This is a genomic window from Stenotrophomonas sp. 107298_Sma (assembly GCF_056480345.1).
In genome coordinates this window covers 1,902,352-1,921,004 of the sequence record NZ_CM151094.1, presented here as the reverse complement: position 1 = coordinate 1,921,004, position 18,653 = coordinate 1,902,352, and the positions used below count along the sequence as shown (strand labels likewise).

Annotated in this window: 14 protein-coding genes; 2 read left to right on the top strand and 12 right to left on the bottom strand. The window is 64.9% G+C overall.

From position 1 onward, the window contains the following. Positions 1–86: 86 nt before the first annotated feature. The 12 genes from guaB to ndk all read right to left on the bottom strand — a co-directional run bounded on the left by guaB (position 87) and on the right by ndk (position 15,219). Positions 87–1,544 (bottom strand): IMP dehydrogenase, encoded by a 1,458-nt coding sequence (gene guaB / locus ACZK2G_RS09035; RefSeq protein ID WP_032976170.1) that lies wholly within the window; start codon positions 1,542–1,544, stop codon positions 87–89. Positions 1,545–1,979: 435 nt separating this feature from the next. Next, positions 1,980–2,858 (bottom strand): bifunctional methylenetetrahydrofolate dehydrogenase/methenyltetrahydrofolate cyclohydrolase FolD, encoded by an 879-nt coding sequence (gene folD / locus ACZK2G_RS09030; RefSeq protein ID WP_478475277.1) that lies wholly within the window; start codon positions 2,856–2,858, stop codon positions 1,980–1,982. A gap of 177 nt (positions 2,859–3,035) precedes the next feature. Next, complete coding sequence (locus ACZK2G_RS09025; RefSeq protein ID WP_478475275.1) at positions 3,036–4,868, bottom strand: monovalent cation:proton antiporter-2 (CPA2) family protein; 1,833 nt, start codon at positions 4,866–4,868, stop codon at positions 3,036–3,038. Between the two features lie 277 nt (positions 4,869–5,145). After that, a complete protein-coding gene (gene moeB, locus ACZK2G_RS09020) occupies positions 5,146–6,282 on the bottom strand; it encodes a molybdopterin-synthase adenylyltransferase MoeB (protein WP_478475274.1) in 1,137 nt (378 codons plus the stop codon). A 323-nt stretch (positions 6,283–6,605) separates the two neighbouring features. Continuing rightward, positions 6,606–8,078, bottom strand: coding sequence for a hypothetical protein (locus ACZK2G_RS09015; protein WP_478475273.1), 1,473 nt, complete (start codon positions 8,076–8,078; stop codon positions 6,606–6,608). Positions 8,079–8,590: 512 nt separating this feature from the next. Then, on the bottom strand, positions 8,591–9,988 hold the full coding sequence (gene der, locus ACZK2G_RS09010; RefSeq protein ID WP_253078309.1) for a ribosome biogenesis GTPase Der: 1,398 nt from the start codon (positions 9,986–9,988) through the stop codon (positions 8,591–8,593). A 17-nt stretch (positions 9,989–10,005) separates the two neighbouring features. After that, positions 10,006–11,214 carry an outer membrane protein assembly factor BamB gene (gene bamB, locus ACZK2G_RS09005; RefSeq protein WP_006361681.1) on the bottom strand — a complete coding sequence of 403 codons (1,209 nt, stop codon included), beginning with the start codon at positions 11,212–11,214 and terminating at the stop codon, positions 10,006–10,008. Next, on the bottom strand, positions 11,214–11,852 hold the full coding sequence (locus ACZK2G_RS09000; protein WP_046986536.1) for a YfgM family protein: 639 nt from the start codon (positions 11,850–11,852) through the stop codon (positions 11,214–11,216). The genes bamB and ACZK2G_RS09000 overlap by 1 nt, the downstream gene beginning before the upstream one ends. A 65-nt stretch (positions 11,853–11,917) precedes the next feature. Next, entirely contained in the window at positions 11,918–12,787 is an 870-nt protein-coding gene (locus ACZK2G_RS08995) for a RodZ domain-containing protein (RefSeq protein WP_478475271.1), read from the bottom strand. 18 nt (positions 12,788–12,805) lie between these two features. After that, positions 12,806–13,591 carry a tetratricopeptide repeat protein gene (locus tag ACZK2G_RS08990; protein ID WP_478475269.1) on the bottom strand — a complete coding sequence of 262 codons (786 nt, stop codon included), beginning with the start codon at positions 13,589–13,591 and terminating at the stop codon, positions 12,806–12,808. Further along, complete coding sequence (gene rlmN / locus ACZK2G_RS08985) at positions 13,578–14,783, bottom strand: dual-specificity RNA methyltransferase RlmN (protein ID WP_046986533.1); 1,206 nt, start codon at positions 14,781–14,783, stop codon at positions 13,578–13,580. The genes ACZK2G_RS08990 and rlmN overlap by 14 nt, the downstream gene beginning before the upstream one ends. A 10-nt stretch (positions 14,784–14,793) precedes the next feature. Further along, a complete protein-coding gene (gene ndk, locus ACZK2G_RS08980) occupies positions 14,794–15,219 on the bottom strand; it encodes a nucleoside-diphosphate kinase (protein WP_008265389.1) in 426 nt (141 codons plus the stop codon). Positions 15,220–15,565: 346 nt separating this feature from the next. Between ndk and ACZK2G_RS08975 the strand changes: the two genes are divergently transcribed. Then, positions 15,566–16,234 carry a TetR/AcrR family transcriptional regulator gene (locus ACZK2G_RS08975; RefSeq protein WP_046986532.1) on the top strand — a complete coding sequence of 223 codons (669 nt, stop codon included), beginning with the start codon at positions 15,566–15,568 and terminating at the stop codon, positions 16,232–16,234. 26 nt (positions 16,235–16,260) lie between these two features. Further along, complete coding sequence (locus ACZK2G_RS08970; protein ID WP_136639462.1) at positions 16,261–18,633, top strand: 3-hydroxyacyl-CoA dehydrogenase/enoyl-CoA hydratase family protein; 2,373 nt, start codon at positions 16,261–16,263, stop codon at positions 18,631–18,633. Positions 18,634–18,653 lie beyond the last annotated feature (20 nt).

Below are 18,653 nucleotides of genomic sequence, written 5' to 3'. Positions count from 1 at the left end.
GAAAACGAAAACGTCAGATTTTTCAGCGGCAGATGGAGAAAGAGGAACGGGAATCAGCTTCCTCGTTCCTCTTTGCTCGTCCCGCATCAGGAGCGGTAGTTCGGCGGCTCTTTGGTGATCGTCACGTCGTGGACGTGGCTCTCGCGCTGGCCGGCGCCGCTGATTTTCACGAACTTGGGCTTGCTGCGCATGTCCTCGACGGTGGCGCAACCCACGTAGCCCATGGTGGCGCGCAGGCCGCCCATCAGCTGGTGGATGATGCCGCCCACCGGGCCGCGGTACGGCACGCGGCCTTCAATGCCTTCGGGTACCAGCTTGTCGGCGGTGGCGGCGTCCTGGAAGTAGCGGTCCTTGGACCCCTTCTCCATCGCGGCCAGCGAGCCCATGCCGCGGTAGCTCTTGTACGAACGGCCCTGGAACAGCTCGGTTTCGCCCGGCGATTCCTCGGTACCGGCCAGCAGGCCACCGATCATGATGGTGGAGGCACCGGCGGCCAGCGCCTTGCCGATGTCGCCGGAGTAGCGGATGCCACCGTCGGCGATCAGCGGGATGCGGTCCTGCAGCGCTTCGGCCACCAGGTCGATCGCGGTGATCTGCGGCACGCCCACGCCTGCCACCACGCGGGTGGTGCAGATCGAGCCCGGGCCGATGCCGACCTTCACTGCGTCCGCGCCGCTGTCCAGCAGCGCCAGCGCGGCTTCACCGGTGCAGATGTTGCCGCCGATGACCTGCACGTTCGGGAAGTTCTTCTTGACCCAGCTGACGCGGTCCAGCACGCCCTGCGAATGGCCGTGCGCGGTATCGACCACGATCACGTCCACGCCGGCAGCCACCAGCGCTTCCACGCGGCGGTCGGTATCACCGCCCACGCCGACGGCCGCGCCGACCAGCAGGCGGGTGGCGATGTCCTTGGCAGCGTTCGGGAAGTCGGTGTTCTTCTGGATGTCCTTGACGGTGATCAGGCCACGCAGGGCGAAATCATCGTTGACCACCAGCACCTTTTCGATGCGGTTGCGGTGCAGCAGCTGCAGCACTTCATCAGACGCGGCGCCTTCCTTGACCGTGATCAGGCGATCCTTCTTGGTCATGATGTGGCGGACCGGATCGTCCAGCTCGGTCTCGAAGCGCATGTCGCGATGGGTCACGATGCCGGCCAGCAGGCCGTCGCTGCCCACCACCGGCACGCCGGAGATGTTGTGCGCCTGGGTCAGGGCCAGCACGTCGCGGATGGTGGTTTCCGGGCCGACGGTAATCGGGTCGCGGATGACGCCGGCCTCGAACTTCTTGACCTTGGCCACTTCCGCGGCCTGCTGCTCCACGCTCAGGTTCTTGTGGATGATGCCCATGCCACCCAGCTGTGCCATGGCGATGGCCAGGCGTGCTTCGGTGACGGTATCCATGGCGGCGGACAGGATCGGAAGCTTGAGCTTCAGGTCGCGCGTCAACCGCGTTTCGAGGTTGACGTCCTTGGGCAGGATGGTCGAGTGGGCGGGGACGAGCGAGACGTCGTCGTAAGTGAGTGCTTCAGCCTGGATGCGCAGCATCGGCATACCCGAGATGTGGGGAAGCGCGACATTTTACCCTGTTTTCGCGCCGTGTGGCAGGGGGTAGATGCGACGCAGTGTCGCGCCGGCGGCGATTGGTTCAGGGGGCTGGCTACTGCTTTGGTGGGTGCCAACCTTGGTTGGCACGACCCGTCCGGCACCTGGCCCCCAGATCGGGCAAAGGCCTCTCCCTGTTTGTGCCAACCAAGGTTGGCACCCACCAAGAGCGGATCATGCTGGGCATCCAAGCCATCCCGCAATTTGCCTTTGGTAGGCGCCAACCTTGGTTGGCACGATCCGTCCGGCACCGGTGCCCCAGATGGGCCGATGGCCCCGATGGATGTGTGCCAACCACGGTTGGCACCTACCAGGAGCGGGTCATCGGCCTGCCGGCATTGTGCCGACCAACGGTCGGCACCCACCAGGAGCGGGTCGTCAGCTCAGCGCTTCCGCCGCTTCCAGGGTGTTCTGCATCAACGTGGCCACGGTCATCGGGCCCACGCCACCCGGCACCGGGGTGATCCAGCTGGCCCGCTGGGCAGCCGCTTCAAACCCGACATCGCCCACCAGCCGGCCGTCATCCAACCGATTGATGCCCACGTCGATCACCACCGCGCCCGGCTTCACCCACTCGCCCGGCACGATGCCGGGGCGGCCTACCGCCACCACCAGGATGTCGGCGTTGCGCACGGCCTGTTCCAGCACGTCCTTGGGGGTGAACTTGTGGCAGCTGGTCACGGTGCAGCCGGCAATCAGCAGCTCCAGGCCCATCGGCCGGCCGACGTGGTTACTGACGCCGACGATGGTGGCGTTGCGGCCGCGCACGGGCTGGTCGGTGTGGCCCAGCAGCGTGGTGATGCCACGCGGGGTGCACGGGCGCAGGCCGAACTCGCGCAGGGCCAGGTGGCCGACGTTTTCCGGATGGAAGCCGTCCACGTCCTTGCGCGGGTCGATGCGCTGGATCAGCCGACGCGCGTCGGGAATGCCCGGCAGCGGCAGCTGGATCAGGATACCGTTGATCTTCGGGTCGGCATTGAGCTGGTCGATCAGGTCGAGCAGCTCGGCCTCGGTGGTGCCGGCCGGCAGGTCGTAGTCATAGGCCTCGATGCCGACCTTCTCGGCCGCGCGGCGCTTGTTGCGCACGTATACGGTCGAGGCCGGGTCGCCACCCACCAGCACCACGGCCAGGCCCGGGCGGCTGCCACCCGCGGCCACGCGGGCGTCGACGCGCACCTTCAGGCTGTCGAGCAGGTCCTCGGCGATACGGCGGCCATCAAGGATGCGGGCAGGAAGCTGGGGGGCGGAATCGGTCATCGGGTGCGGGCGTGGGGCGGCGGGGACGCTATTGTCCCCGATTCAGGCCCCCTCGCCCACCGCGGAATGGGGTCCTGATGGGGTCGGATCCCTTTGCCACAGGCAAAGGGCTCTGACCCCAACATGGCAAAACGGGTCAGAGCCCTTTCCTTTGGAAAGGGATCCGACCCGCAGACCTTATTCTTCCTCTTCCGGCACATCCTGCGGGTTCAGCGTCTTGCTCTCCCGCTTCGGCGCGGTGAACGGGGTCGGTGTCGGCACGCCCTGTGGCGTGTTGCCGTACATCATCCGCGCTCCGTCAGTCAGCCCGGCACCGGCAATCTCCAGCTCGAATCGTTCGGCATCGCGGCGGCGAATCTCGGTCGCGATCTCGATCGCATCGTCTTCGTCAGCGCCCAGCTCGACCAGTGCAGACTGGCCGAACAGCACTGCCGATTCAAAGGTCTCGCGGATCTGGAAATCGACACCGGCATGGATCAGCCGCAGCGAATGCTCGCGGTCGAACGAACGCACCATGAGCTTGGCCTGCGGGAACTCGTGCGCCACCAGTTCAACGATACGGTCGGCGGCCTCAGCCTTGTCCACGCACACCGCAATCGCGCGTGCGGTAGCAGCGCCGGAGGCATGCAGCACATCCAACCGCGTGCCATCGCCGTAGTAGATCTTGAAGCCGAAGCGCGCCGCGCTCTGGATCATCTCCACATCGTTGTCGATGATGGTCACATCCACGTCGCGCGCCAGCAGCGACTGGCTGGCGACCTGGCCGAAGCGGCCGAAGCCGATCAGCAGCACGCTGCCGGACAGGCCGTCGGCCTCGTCCACGCCATCCATGTTCACCGTCGGCTTCGGTGCGATGCGCTTGTACACCAGCACCACCAGCGGGGTCAGCGCCATCGACAGCACCACCACGGCGGTGAAGTTGGCATTGATCTCCAGATCGATCACGCCGGCCGATGCGGCGGCGGAGAACAGCACGAAGGCGAACTCGCCGCCCTGCGCCATCAGCACGCCACGGTCCAGCGCCTGCGCGTGGTCACTGCCCATCAGGCGCGCAACCACGTAGATGCACAGCGCCTTGGCCGCCATCAGCGCGACCACCAGGCCGAGGATCATCGGCCAGTTGCCGGCCACCACGCCCAGGTCCAGCGCCATGCCCACGCTGAGGAAGAACAGGCCCAGCAGGATGCCGCGGAACGGTTCGATGTCTGCTTCGATCTGGTGGCGGAAGGTCGATTCGCTCAGCAGCACGCCGGCCAGGAACGCGCCCATCGCCATCGACAACCCGGACAGCTGCATCAACAGCGCCGCGCCCAGCACCACCAGCAGCGCGGCGGCGGTCATCACTTCGCGTGCCTTCGATTCGGCCAGCACGCGGAACAGCGGGTTGAGCAGGAAGCGGCCAACCAGCACCAGGCCGACGATGGCACCGACGCCGATCGCCACCGACAGCCAACGCGAACCCTCGCCATCGGCACTGCCAGCACTCGGTCCCATCCAGGCCACCAGCGCCAGCAGCGGCACGATCAGCAGGTCTTCGAACAGCAGGATGGAGACGATCTTCTGCCCCGATGGCAGCGCGATGTCACCCCGCTCGGCCAGCAGCTGCATCACCACCGCGGTGGAGGTGAGCACGAAACCGGTGGCGCCGATAAAGGCCACCTGCCATGGCAGGCCGAACAGCTTGGCGATGCTGGTCAGCACCAGCGCACAGGTGACGATCTGCAGCGTGCCCAGCCCGAAGATTTCCTTGCGCAGACTCCACAGGTGCGAGGGCCGCATCTCCAGGCCGATCACGAACAGGAACATCACCACGCCTAGCTCGGCGGTATGCAGGATCGCCTGCGGGTCGGAGAACCAGCCCAGCCCGAACGGTCCGATCGCCAGGCCAGCGGCGAAGTAGCCCAGCACCGACCCCAGGCCGGCCCGGCGGAACAAAGGCACCATCACCACCGCCGCGCCCAACAGGGCCACGACCTTGACCAGCTCGCTGGTCGCTGCTTCTACCGCCATGCGGTGTGTTCCCCAAGATCCAGAATCGGGTTCAACAATAGAGCAATGCCGATGACGGCAATAGCACGCATGTTGCGTCGGATTGTCTTGGAGGTGGAACGATGCCGGGGACAGACCCCAACATCATCCCGAAACCTTGCATGCGCGTCGGTGGGGGCCAACCATGCATGCGCATCGGCGGGCGCCAACCATGCACCCGCTTCGGTAGGTGCCAACCTTGGTTGGCACGAAAGCGCCGACCAAGGTCGGCATCTACCAACGCACTCCCCGGACGGGTTCACCCGCCCCGACAGAACGCGGCGTAATCGATATACCCCGGGAACGGCACGCCGGGCGCGCACAGCGGGCACTGCGGGTCCGGCCCGATGCGGGTCTCGCGGAAGCGCATGCCCAGCGCGTCAAAGCGCAGCAGGCGGCCCACCAACGGTTCGCCGATGCCCAGCAGCAGCTTCAGCACCTCGGTGGCCTGCAGCACACCCGCCAGGCCGGGCAGCACACCCAGCACGCCGGCCTCGGAACAGTTCGGCGCGAATTCCGGCGGCGGCGGCTCCGGGAACAGGCAGCGATAGCACGGCGCCTCGCCGCGCTGGCGGCCGGCATCGAACACGCTTACCTGGCCATCGAAACGCTCGATGGCGGCGTAGACCATCGGCGTGGCGTGTTTGATGCAGGCATCGTTGAGCAGGTAGCGCAACGGGAAGTTGTCCGAACCATCCAGCACCACGTCAACGTCCTGCAGCAGGCGATCCACGTTCTCCGAGGTGACCCGCTCGGGCACGGCCTCGACCTCGATGGACGGGTTCAACGCCAGCAGCCGCTCACGTGCCGAATCAACCTTCAACTGGCCGACGCTGGCCTCGGTATGCACGATCTGCCGGTGCAGGTTGCTGCGCTCGACACGGTCGTGGTCGGCGAAGCGCAGGCGCCCTACCCCGGCTGCCGCCAGGTAGAAGCCAGCCGGCGCGCCCAGGCCACCCGCGCCCAGCACCAGCACCCGCGCCTGCTGCAGGCGGCGCTGCCCAGCCTCGCCCACCTGTGGCAGCAGCAGGTGGCGCGAATAGCGGTCGTAGAAATCGCGGTCGGCGGCGCTGCTCAGTGGCTGCACCAGCGGCAGCGTCTGCTCGCGCCAGGCCACGGTGCCGCCGGCAACGGAGCTCACGTTCGTGTAGCCCGCATCCAGCAGCACCTGCGCCGCATCGGCCGAGCGCTTGCCGCTCTGGCAGATCAGCAGGATTTCCTGTTCCGGCAGAGGTAGGTGCGCGGCCGTGTCAGCCAGCAGCTCGCCCTTGGCGACGCCACGGGCGCCTTCGGCCATGCCACCGGCCCGCTCATGCGCCTCGCGCACGTCGATCAGCACCGCACCATGGGCCACGCGTGCCCGCGCCTGCTCGGGGGAAAGCTCTGGAATGCTCATGCACGGATTATCGCAAACACACGGCCATGCGCGGGGTCAGATCCCTTTTCGCAGAAAAGGGCTCCGCCCCCAAGACACGCCATGATGGCGCACTGGCCTTCTCCGGCCGCGGAAACCGCGTGGGCCGCACCGGCGGTCCCGCATCCAGCCGCTCGACTTCCGCCTATTACCCAGCCTAGGAAATGCTACCCGGGCATTGCCCATTAGGCGCTTGGCAAACTCAGTAGCGTTCTGCATCGGGCGCCGCCACGGAGCCGAAGCCGGCTGAGGAGATAGCCCGGCGGAATGGCGGTGACAGCTGCCCGTGCACCTGCCCAGTTCAACTATTTGAGTTCGGCCAGCAGAAGGCTAGTCGTCTCCGGTTGCGGTACATCATGTTGAAGAAGACAACCAAGGGTAATCCTTGAACGAAACGGATCCGTTAGAAACGGCAGCACGCGTCCCACAATTCGATCGAGCTCTGCAAGCCTCCAAGGATCTTGGCTGGGAGGCACAAGCTGATGGAGGTAATCATTGCGCATCGCATTCACCTCAAACATCACCGAGACGAACCCCTTAAATTCCGCACCTCGCAAGTTCGGCTCTGTTTCGGCTGAAACGACTCTCGATAGCAATTCGAGGTGTTGCCGGTGCCCTTGGATTTTCACCTCCTTTTCTGCACCGATGTCGCTCGCCACGGCAAGGAGAAGATAACGCTCGACCACGACTTCAAAGGCTGCGTTCACGACAACCAAAGCCTCCGCCGCAAACCCTAACTGGAAGAGCTGCCGAGCCCGAGAAGAAACGAATCCAAGATCGACAACCCTGCGGCCATGTTCACCGGATACGGTTGATAAAGCCGCCCTGCCCTCCCAACGCCCTTGAGCCTGAAACGAAGCATCATTCTGGCTCGCAAACCTCTGAATCCTTATCTGGCCGTCGTCGCATCTCGCGAATGTGAGATTGGAACGTAACAGTGCATCTTCTGTTACGTGCCCAGGCACGTTGCCCCCATATTCAAGTGCGAACGCTTGAAGCGCAACATTGGCTGCATCAGCAATGACGTAAGTAAGGTAATAGGGAGCCATATGAATTAGCCAATCGATTGATGGCCCCCTTGCCTTGCTTCTCCCCGAACGCGCCAAATGCTGCTCTAACTGATCACTCACAAATGGCGCGACCCGCTCCTCGATGAGCGAAAGTCCCCTCCTGAAAACCTTAAGTAACTGTTTAGCAGAGATCTCTATCTCGATCATCGCTGCCTTGAGGACTCTCAGAGGAATCGGATGCTTCGGCAGCTCGGCTCCCACTGCTTCGCAGACCAAGGGAAATACATCACCCGCTTCGGCCGGCAGATTGTGGAGCCGCACCTGCAAAGCGACTGGATCACTGTCGGGATTAGCTCGATGTTCAATCAACCTCTCCAACCGACCTGCCAGATGCTGCCACCCCCGATCCAGAACGACGCAAAAAATAAGGCTATCGATCTTTGAGATACGCGCATCGACCGCTAGGGGCTCATCCACACGGCAAACTCCAGATTCGATCGCGGCGCGAAGAAGTTGGAACAGACGATTCTGGGAGTCATGAGGAATAAAGCCACCCTCCCAGTCATATCCTGTGACGCGCCCATCAGAAGAATAGGCCTTAGTGACGCACGTGATATGAGGCTCTACTTCTTCGCAGATCTTGTTTGCAATTCTTTCACGGACAGCATGAAAATGCCGGTTTCCTTCGGCGCAAGGAATCCAGGAACTATTGGCCTGATAAGCGACATGCACGCCGCGCCAACTGTAGACCTTGGTCACGATAGACACGCTCGAAAGCTCCATATCCACGCTTGGCTGCGACATGCGCGTCCACACCCCCTCTGTTTACTTGTGAGCTCAATGAAGGATGACACGTTCGACGAAACAGTATGCCTGTGGGCAATTGCGTACCCGCGATCCAAGCTCCGCATACTGCACATTGCCGTCCACCGCGCGCTATTGGAGCCGACGAACAGCAGGATTTCAATCGTCGATCACCACTCTCAAGTCGCCCGCCCCAGACGGAGCAACGCGACCCAAAGCTTCAAGATCTCTGCCCGTTTCGTCGACACGGCTCTCTGAATCCACCGATCTGTTGTGAGCAGCAGCAACTTTTCTCTGCATCCGAGAAATGTGACCAACAAAGCGAGCAAGCTTCTAGACGAGCAATTTCAGTGACGGTGGGATATTTGTTTGCATGACCCAACCACTTCGCAACGCCCATCAGATTTTCTTGGGCAAGTGCCCCCCCCCAAGGCGCATTCCAAAAAAAGGCGGCCCTGCGGCCGCCTTTTCGTGGATCACTTGCCCTTGACGTGCTTCATCAAGCGCCGCTTGGCCTTGACCTGCCGTTCGGTCAGCACGTTCTTCTTGCCTTCGTACGGGTTGGCACCCTCGCGGAAGATGAAGCTCACCGGCGTGCCGATCAGCTTGAAGCGCTTGCGGAAGAAGTTCTCCAGGTAGCGCTTGTAAGACTCCTGCAGTTCCTTCAGGCGGGTGCCGTGCACGATGAAGGTCGGCGGATTGGAACCGGCCGGGTGCACGTAACGCAGCTTGGAGACGTGGCCGCGGATGGTCGGCGGCGGATTGGTCTCGTAGGCCACTTCCAGCGCCTTGTTCACTTCGCTGGTGGTGAAGGTCTTGTTCGCCGATTCGTGCGCGCGGTGCACCGCACGGAACAGCTCACGCAGGCCCGAACCATGCTTGGCCGAGATGCGCACCGACTCAGCCCACGGCACGAAGCCCAGGCGAAGCGACAGCATGGTTTCCGCCTGCTCGCGCTGGTACTCGGTCAGGCCATCCCACTTGTTGATGGCGATCACCAGCGCGCGGCCGGCATCGAGCACGGCACCGAGCACGGTGGCGTCCTGGTCGGTCACGCCTTCGGTGGCATCGAGCATCAGCACGGCCACCTGGCACTGCTCGATCGACTGCATGGTCTTGACCACCGAGAACTTCTCGACGACCTCGTCCACGCGCGAGCGGCGGCGCAGGCCGGCGGTGTCGATCAGGCGGTACTCGCGGCCATCACGCTCCAGGTCCACGGCGATCGAGTCGCGGGTGGTACCCGGCACGTCGGAGGCAATCATCCGTTCCTCGCCGAGGATGCGATTGACCAGGGTCGACTTGCCCACGTTCGGGCGGCCGACAAAGGCGATGCGGATGCGGTTCGGATCGTTGTCCAGCTCTTCACCGCTGCCTTCTTCCGGCAGGCGCTGCACCACTTCTTCGAGCAGGTCATCCAGGCCCTGGCGATGCGCGGCCGAGACGGTCAGCATTTCGCTGAAGCCGTAGCGGGCGAACTCCGAACGCACGCTGTCCTCGTCGGTGCCGTCGATCTTGTTGATCAGCAGCAGCGTCGGGCGCGACAGCTTGCGCAGCCAGGCCAGGATCTCATCGTCCATGGCCGAGCTGCCGTCACGGGCATCGACCACGAACAGGATCAGATCGGCTTCCGCAGCGGCGGCACGGGCCTGGCGCGTGGTAGCGCCAGCCAGGCCTTCTTCCTCTTCCGCGATGCCGCCGGTGTCGACGACGAGGAAATGATTGTCCTCGTCGAGACGGCAGACGCCGTAGTTGCGGTCGCGGGTGACGCCGGGCTGGTCGTGGACCAGGGCGTCACGGGTGCGCGTAAGCGCATTGAAAATAGTCGACTTGCCGACATTCGGCCGTCCAACCAGGGCGACCAAAGGCAGCATCGCGATTACTCCATTATTTAATTTGCCAACCGGAAGGCGGTCAGCTTGCCATCCACGTTCTGCACCAGCAGCACCCCGTCTACGACGATTGGCTGGGCAAGCAGGGCGTCACCGCCGCTCTTTGCCCGTGCAGCCATCGCCCCATCGGCGGTCTTCAACCAGTGCACGTATCCCTTGTAGTCACCGACCACCACGTAGTCGCCGTGCAACGCCGGGCCGGTCAGCGAACGACGCGCCAGCTCGGTCTGCGACCACATTGCTGCGCCGGTCGCCTTGTCCAGGCCGAACACGCCGCCCTTGTTGTCGGTAACGAAAACATTGCCAGACGAAACCGCCACGCCACCCGCGCCGCCATGGTCGCGCGCCCACAGCGGGCGACCGGTCGGGCCTTCGATGGCCATGGTCTGGTTCTTGAAGCTGCTTACATAGAGGGTGTTGCCCTCCAGCACCGGGGCGCCATCGACGTCGGCCATACGCTCCAGCTCGGTACGGCCTTCGCCGTTGCCGAGGTTCTGTTCCCACAGGGTGCGGCCATCCTGCATGCCGAGCGCGGCAACCGCGCCTTCGTCCTTGCCGATGAACAGCACGCCCGGACCGGTCACCACCGGCGCGTTGCCACGCACGGTCAGCGCCGGCAATTCGCTCGGGTTGAACCACTTCTGGGTGCCGTTGCCGACATCGAAAGCGGTCACACGGCCATCATTGCTGCGCACGAAGACCATGCCCTGGGCAACGGCCGGTGCGGCGATGACTTCACCCGGAACACGGGCGCGCCACTTCTCGCTGCCGTCGTTGATGTCCAGGGCGATGACCTGGCCGTCGAGCGTGCCGATCACGACCAGGTTCTCACCGACACCCGGGCCACCGGACAGGCGCAGCTTGGCCTTCTTCTTTTCCTTCTTCGGCTCCCAGGTCCAGACCTTCTTGCCGGTCTGCAGGTCGATGGCGTGGACGCCACCGGTGATCGCCGCGGCGAACACGTGGCCGTTGGCCACTGCCGGGCCCTGGCGCACGCCGATGCGGCGCTCGCCCTTGCCGAGGTTGACCGACCAGGCCTTGTTGACCTTCACGGAGGGCTCGAACTTGACCAGTTCAGCCGGCTCCTGGGCCTTCTTCGCTGCCGCGTCCTTGCCGGCGAACCAGCCCTTCACGGTGCTGCAGCCAGTCAACGCCATGCCCATCAGGAGCACGGTGGCGACGCGGGTGATCATGACCTTCTGACTCATCAAACCGACTCCGCAGGGGCGGCGACCGTGCCGCCAGCATCCATAACCTTGGTTTCCAGCAGGCGCCGCTGCGGCGCTGCCACGTCCAGCGTCTTCAGCGCTTTCTCGTACTGTGCACGGGCGTCATCGCGCTTGCCCTGCGCCATCAGCGCGTCGCCATGGATCTCCAGGCTGCTGCTGTCAGTGGCGCTGCCGAGCAGCTTGATGGCCTCGTCGCTCTTGCCGGTAGCCACCAGCAGGCGGGCCACGCGCTGGTCGACCACGCGCTGCAGGTCGCCTTCGACCTTCACGGCGCGCAGGGTGGCCAGCGCTTCTTCGTTCTTGCCGGCGTCGACCTGGGCCTTGGCCAGCTGCAGCGCCGCGAGGTCGCCGTAGATGCTGGACGGGCCGGCTTCGAGCGCCTTGACCGCCTTGGAGGCGTCGTCAAGCTTGTTCTGCTGAAGGCCGACCAGGGCCTTCTGGTACTCGACATTGGCCGAGGCCAGCTTGCCGCCCTGATCCTTCTGGTACCACTGCCAGCCGGCAATGGCACCGATGGCGATGACTACGCCACCGAGGATGCTGGCGCCATTCTTCCGCAGCCAGCTGCGGACGCGTTCACTTTGTTCGTGCTCGTCGAGCAGATCGTCGATCGCCATGCGTACTCTCGCCCCGCCCGTCGGGAGGGACCATTGGGATTAATCGAAGGTGGTGAAACCGCGCCTCAGTGCGAAACCGGGACTACGGAGCCTTCAGAGGATACCTGAAAGCGTGCCACGTTGGCTCGCTGGTAGGGGGTCAGATCGACGATAGCGCCATTCTGCTGAACCTGGACCGCCGAGGCATTGCCCAAGGTAACGCGGGCAACCTGGCCCGGGGTGAAGCTGCGGCTCTCGCCGGACTTGATCAGCGCCTTCTCGACACTGGTACCGTCCGGGCCGCCGATATCGACCCAGCTGTCGCCATTGAACTGCATGTCCAGCGTATTGGACGCAGCGGCAGCAGGGGCCGAACGCGGCACCGGAGCCAGCGAGGCCACGTATGGGGTTGCCGCCGGCTTGCTGGCCGGCGCGGCCGCCACTTCGACCGGCGTGGACGGCTCGATGCCTGCTGCGGACGGGGTCACCGGCACGGCGGCCGGCAGCGCATCCAGCGACGCGGTATTCGGCGCCGGGGTGGCACTGCCATCGAAGTGGCCACGGGTGGCGAACCACACCGGCACGGCCAGCACCGCAGTGATACCGACATAAAGCACGCGCCGCCCGAGGTTCTCGGCGATACGGCGCGCACGCGGGGTATGGGTATGGCTGACCAGGGTGGGCGGGACCACCGGCCCGACCTGGGCCTGCTCCAGCAGCTGGCCCACGTCCACATCCAGCAGGCGCGCATAGCTGCGCAACTGGCCGCGCACGAACACGGGCGCGCCGAGCTTCTGCCATTGTTCTTCTTCCAGCGACCTGACCACCTGGATCGGCATGCGCAGGCGCGAGCCGACATCTTCGAGGGTCAGTCCGGCCGCCTCACGGGCCTGGCGCAGGCGGGTGCCGCAGCCGGCCGCAGTCTCGAGAGCGCTCACAGTCTGGTCATCAATCACAATGCATCAACCCTGGAGTTAGGAGCCCGCTTCCTGCGGAAATTCCTGTCGAATCCGCTGAATATAGCGATCAGATGCCGCCCGATCACCCAGCCGCGCTTCGATTTGAGACGCAAGTTGTAACACGGAACGCGTTGCGGGTGCAGCTGCAATCCTACGTTCGGCGAAGGCCCGGGCCTCCATGTAGCGGCCCTGGCGGAAGCTCAGCTGGGCCATCGCCTCCAGCGCGACCGGGTTACCGGGCAGCACTGCGAGTGCCGCGCGCAGGTCGCGCTCGGCACGCTCGAGCTGGCCGGCATCCAATGCGCAGCTTCCGGCATTGGCCTGTGCTTCAGCGGCCGCAGAGTTGCCCGGCGCCTGCCGCGCACGGTCGAACCAGATCAGCGATTCGGCGGCACTGCCCTGCTGGCACAGCCAGGCACCGTAATTGTTGAGCACGTCACCACGCTGCGGCGCCAGCTCGGCAGCCTTGCGGAAGTTCTCGCCAGCCTGCTGGCTGCGACCGCGGCGCTCGTCGATGCCCGCAAGCAGGACCAGACCATCGGGGGCCGTGGGCACCAGCCTCTGCGCCTCGCGCGCCTTGCGCTCGGCGGCGTCCAGATTGCCGGACTGGATGTCGCGGCCGGCCAGGGTCAGCAGCTCCTGCCAGCGCACTTGCTGGCGAACGCCATCCGGATCACGAACCGAGTAAACCGGCGCCTCACTGGGGCCCAGCTTGGCCTTCGGACGGGACTTGCAGCCGGTGACCGTGACGGCCAGCACGCCTGCGATCAGGACCAGCCAGAGGCGGTCAGGCCGCGGCATCGCTCCCCTTCCCCGCCTGCAGCGTCTTGTTGAACTCGGCCTGGCGGCGGGTGCGGTCCATCACCTGGCCCTTGAGCTGGCCACAGGCGGCGTCGATGTCGTCGCCACGGGTGCGGCGGACCATCGTCAGCACGTTGCTGTCGAGCAGGATCTTCTGGAAGGCGCGGATGTGTGCTTCTTCCGAACGCTCGTAGCGGGTGCCCGGGAACGGGTTGAACGGGATCAGGTTGACCTTGCCCGAATCCTTGGCCTGCACCGCGTTGTCGAACTGGCGCATCAGGCGGGCCAGCTCGCGGGCATGCTCGGGCTTGTCGTTGATGCCCTTCATCAGGGTGTATTCGAAGGTGACCGATTCGCGGCGCTTGTTGGCGCGCAGGTAACGTGCGCACGAAGCCATCAGCTCGGCGATCGGATACTTCTTGTTGAGCGGCACCAGGGTCTCGCGCAGCGCATCGTTGGGCGCATGCAGCGACACCGCCAGCGACACGTCGCTTTCGGTGGACAGGCGGTCGATCTGCGGCACCAGGCCGGAGGTCGACAGGGTCACGCGCTTGTTGGCCAGGCCGTAGCCCAGGTCGTCGCGCATCACGCTCATGGCGCGCACGACGTTGTCGAAATTCATCAACGGCTCGCCCATGCCCATCATCACCACGTTGGTGAGGCGGCGCATCTGGTGCGGCACGTTGCCCAGGTGGCGCGCGGCAACCCACACCTGGCCGATGATCTCGGCGGTGGTCAGGTTGCGGTTGAAGCCCTGGGTGGCGGTGGAGCAGAACGTGCAGTTCAGGCCGCAACCGACCTGCGAGGACACGCACAGCGTGCCACGGGTCTTGTCGGGGATGTACACGGTCTCGATGGCGTTCTTGCCATCCACGCCCATCGCCAGCAGCCACTTGTGGGTGCCGTCGGCGGAGGGCTTGTCGAACACGATGTTCGGGACGAGGACCTCGGCATGCTCCTGCAGCTTGGCGCGCAGGACCTTGCCGAGGTCGGTCATCTCATCGAACTCGGTGACGTAGCGATGGTGGATCCACTTCATCACCTGATGGGCGCGGAACTTCTTCTCGCCGAGAACCTCGACGAAAAACTTCTCCAGGCCCGCGCGATCGAGGTCGAGCAGGTTCTGCTTGCCAGCCGTGGGTGCCGACTTCGGCAGCGGCTGGATGGCGATTTTCTGTACGACCTCGTTCACGGCATTACTCTCAGCGCGAGACGACTTCGGTGGCGGCGAAGAAGTACGCGATTTCAATCGCGGCATTCTCGACCGAGTCCGAGCCGTGGGCGGCATTGGCATCGATGGATTCGGCGAAGTCGGCGCGGATGGTGCCCGCAGCGGCTTCCTTCGGGTTGGTGGCGCCCAGCAGGTCGCGGTGGGCCAGGACGGCGTTCTCGCCTTCCAGGGCCTGGATCATCACCGGGCCGGAGATCATGAACTCGACCAGTGCGTTGAAGAACGGACGCTCGCGGTGCACGGCGTAGAAGCCTTCCGCTTCACGACGCGACAGCTGCTTGTACTTGGCGGCCACGACCTTCAGGCCGGCCTTTTCGAAGCGGGCGTAGATTTCGCCGATGACGTTCTTGGCAACGGCGTCCGGCTTGATGATCGAAAGGGTGCGCTCCAGCGCCATGGGATGTCTCCAATGGAATCGGGCCGCTGATGGCCCGAAGGGTAACAAAAAAAAAGCCGCGTCGAAACGCGGGCTTAGCCTGATAAACGTGCGCGGATTGTAAGAGATATCGCGGCAGGGTGGTAGTGCCGGCCGCAGGGGTCGGATCCCCGCAGGGGCTCTGATCCCAATTCCGGGGCCAGCACCGGGGTCGGAGCCCGAGGGGGATCCGGCCCCAGCCACCACCCCATTCACCCACCTGAGCGGATTCTGACCAGCCGAGGCATTTTTGCTGCACTGCAAAATGCCATACGCTACCGTCTGGTTCTAGTATCAAACAATCGTTTGATTAAGGTCCACCCGCCCGATGGCCAAGCCCGCCCACTTCTCGACCAAGGACCGGATCCTCGGCGCCGCCGAGGAGCTGTTCGCCCAGCACGGCTTTGCCGGCACCTCGCTGCGCCAGGTCACCAGCCAGGCCGACGTCAACATCGCAGCGGTGAACTACCACTTCGGCTCCAAGGAAAACCTGGTCAACGAGGTCTTCCGCCGCCGCATGGACGAAATGACCGGCGCCCGCCTGTCGCAGCTCGAGCGCGCCCGCGCCGAGCACCCCGGCCAGCTGCGCCCGGTGCTGGCCGCCTTCGTCGAGCCGGCCCTGGCCATGGCCCAGGACCGGCAGAGCGGTGGCGCCTTCGTGCGTGTGATCGCGCGCGCCTATGCCGAGAAGAACGACAACCTGCGCAAGTTCCTGTCCGACCATTACGGCCATGTGCTGCGTGCGTTCGGCAAGGCCATCGCCGAATGCGTGCCCGGCCTGAGCAAGGAAGAGCTGTACTGGCGGCTGGATTTCCTGGCCGGTTCGCTCACCTATGCCATGGCCGACTTCGGGCTGATCAAACGTCCCGCCGGTGTCACCGAAGCGGCGCATCGTGCCCATGCCGCCCATGAACTGATCCATTTCGCCGAGGCCGGGTTCCGCGCCGCCGCACGCAGCGGCAGCGCCCTGCCCGCCTCCATTGATTCCACCCAGTAACTGCTGACCAACAAAGGCCCTACACCATGTCCAATTCCCTGCTAGTCCGCCGCGCCGCCGTGCTGGGTGCCGGCGTCATGGGTGCCCAGATCGCCGCCCACCTCACCAACGCTGGCGTCGACACCGTGCTGTTCGACCTGCCCGCCAAGGAAGGTCCGGCCGACGGCATCGTGCTGAAGGCGATCGCCAACCTGGGCAAGCTGAGCCCGGCGCCGCTGGCCAGCAAGTCGCTGGCTGAAGCCATCACCCCGGCCAACTACGAAGGCGGCCTGGAACAGCTGAAGGACTGCGACCTGATCATCGAGGCCATCGCCGAGCGCATGGACTGGAAGCAGGACCTGTACAAGAAGATCGCCCCGTTCGTGGCTGATCACGCGGTGCTGGCCTCCAACACCTCGGGCCTGGGCATCAACAAGCTGGCCGACGTGCTGCCCGAACAGCTGCGCCACCGCTTCTGCGGCGTGCACTTCTTCAACCCGCCGCGCTACATGCACCTGGCCGAGCTGATCCCGGCCACCACCACCGACGCCGCCGTGCTGGAAGGCCTGGAAGAATTCCTGGTCACCACCCTGGGCAAGGGCGTGGTGTACGCCAAGGACACCCCGAACTTCATCGGCAACCGCATCGGTGTGTTCTCGATCCTGTCGACCATCCACCACACCCAGCAGTTCGGCCTGGGCTTCGATGAAGTGGACGGCCTGACCGGCCCGCTGGTCGGTCGCCCGAAGTCGGCCACCTACCGCACCTCCGACGTGGTCGGCCTGGACACCATGGCCCACGTCATCAAGACCATGGGCGACACCCTGCCCAACGACCCGTGGCATGAATTCTTCAAGTCGCCGAAGTGGCTGGACGCGCTGATTGCCAAGGGCGCACTGGGCCAGAAGACCGGCGCCGGCATCTTCCGCAAGGTCGGCAAGGACATCGTGGTGCTGGACCTGGAAAAGCAGGACTACCGTCCGGCTGACCGCGCCGCCGCACCGGAAGTGGTCGAGATCCTGAAGATCAAGAACCCGGCCGAGAAGTTCGCCAAGCTGCGCGAGAGCCAGCACCCGCAGGCGCAGTTCCTGTGGGCGACCTTCCGCGACCTGTTCCACTACAGCGCCTACCACCTGGCCGACATCGCCGAGACCGCGCGCGACGTGGACCTGGCCATCCGCTGGGGCTACGGCTGGTCGCTGGGCCCGTTCGAAACCTGGCAGGCTGCCGGCTGGAAGCAGGTCGCACAGTGGATTGCCGATGACATCGTGGCCGGCAAGAGCATGAGCAACGCCCCGCTGCCGGATTGGGTGTTCGATGGCCGCGATGGCGTGCACGCCGCCGAGGGCAGCTACAGCCCGTCGCGCAACGCCAAGCTGCCGCGCTCGTCGCTGCCGGTGTACCAGCGCCAGCGCTTCCCGGATCCGCTGCTGGGCGAGAAGTTCGCGCCGGGCGAGACCGTGTTCGAGAACGACGGCCTGCGCATGTGGCACGACGGTGATGGCATTGCCGTGGTCAGCTTCAAGACCAAGATGAACACCGTCTCCGACCACGTGCTCGACGGCTTGCAGGAATGCGTGTCGCGTGCCGAGAAGGACTTCCAGGGCCTGGTGATCTGGCAGCAGAAGGAACCCTTCTCCGCCGGTGCCGACCTGGCCGGCGCGCTCGGCCTGCTGCAGGCCGGCAAGGTCGACCAGTTCGAAGCGATGGTGCACAACTTCCAGCGCACCAGCCAGCGCATCAAGTACTCGCTGGTGCCTGTGGTGGCTGCGGTGCGTGGCCTGGCCCTGGGTGGCGGCTGCGAGTTCCAGATGCACAGCGCCAAGACCGTGGCCTTCCTGGAAAGCTACATCGGTCTGGTCGAAGCCGGCGTCGGCCTGCTTCCGGCCGGTGGTGGCCTGAAGGAACTGGCCGTGCGTGCCTCGCAGGCCGCTGGCCCGGGCGGTGACGTGTTCGCCGAACTGAAGAAGACCTTCGAGACCGTGGCGATGGCCAAGGTGTCCAACTCGGCGGTCAACGCCCAGGAACTGGGCCTGCTGCGCAGCACCGACAAGGTGGTGTTCAACAGCTACGAGGCGCTGTACATCGCCAAGGCCGAAGCACGCGCCCTGGCCGAAGCGGGCTACCGTCCGCCGCTGCCGGCACGCCGCATCCAGGTCGCCGGTGACGTGGGTATCGCCACCTTCAAGATGATGCTGGTCAACATGCTGGAAGGCCGCTTCATCAGCCCGTACGACTACGAGATCGCCGAGCGCATCGCCACCGTGCTGTGCGGCGGCAAGGTCGACCGCGGCACCCTGGTCGACGAAGAGTGGCTGCTGACCCTGGAGCGCAAGCACTTCGTCGAACTGGCCCAGCAGGAAAAGACCCAGGCCCGCATCGCGCACATGCTGAAGACCGGCAAGCCGCTGCGTAATTGATTGATGGCGGGTGCCGGCCA

What these genes read in the sequence shown, in the direction of transcription:
- ndk (WP_008265389.1), bottom strand. Translation starts at nt 15,219, where the DNA reads ATGGCGCTGGAGCGCACCCTTTCGATCATCAAGCCGGACGCCGTTGCC.
- moeB (WP_478475274.1), bottom strand. Translation starts at nt 6,282, where the DNA reads ATGAGCATTCCAGAGCTTTCCCCCGAGCAGGCGCGGGCACGCGTGGCC.
- ACZK2G_RS09025 (WP_478475275.1), bottom strand. Translation starts at nt 4,868, where the DNA reads ATGGCGGTAGAAGCAGCGACCAGCGAGCTGGTCAAGGTCGTGGCCCTG.
- ACZK2G_RS08975 (WP_046986532.1), top strand. Translation starts at nt 15,566, where the DNA reads ATGGCCAAGCCCGCCCACTTCTCGACCAAGGACCGGATCCTCGGCGCC.
- guaB (WP_032976170.1), bottom strand. Translation starts at nt 1,544, where the DNA reads ATGCTGCGCATCCAGGCTGAAGCACTCACTTACGACGACGTCTCGCTC.
- ACZK2G_RS08970 (WP_136639462.1), top strand. Translation starts at nt 16,261, where the DNA reads ATGTCCAATTCCCTGCTAGTCCGCCGCGCCGCCGTGCTGGGTGCCGGC.
- ACZK2G_RS08990 (WP_478475269.1), bottom strand. Translation starts at nt 13,591, where the DNA reads ATGCCGCGGCCTGACCGCCTCTGGCTGGTCCTGATCGCAGGCGTGCTG.
- ACZK2G_RS09000 (WP_046986536.1), bottom strand. Translation starts at nt 11,852, where the DNA reads ATGGCGATCGACGATCTGCTCGACGAGCACGAACAAAGTGAACGCGTC.
- folD (WP_478475277.1), bottom strand. Translation starts at nt 2,858, where the DNA reads ATGACCGATTCCGCCCCCCAGCTTCCTGCCCGCATCCTTGATGGCCGC.
- der (WP_253078309.1), bottom strand. Translation starts at nt 9,988, where the DNA reads ATGCTGCCTTTGGTCGCCCTGGTTGGACGGCCGAATGTCGGCAAGTCG.
- bamB (WP_006361681.1), bottom strand. Translation starts at nt 11,214, where the DNA reads ATGAGTCAGAAGGTCATGATCACCCGCGTCGCCACCGTGCTCCTGATG.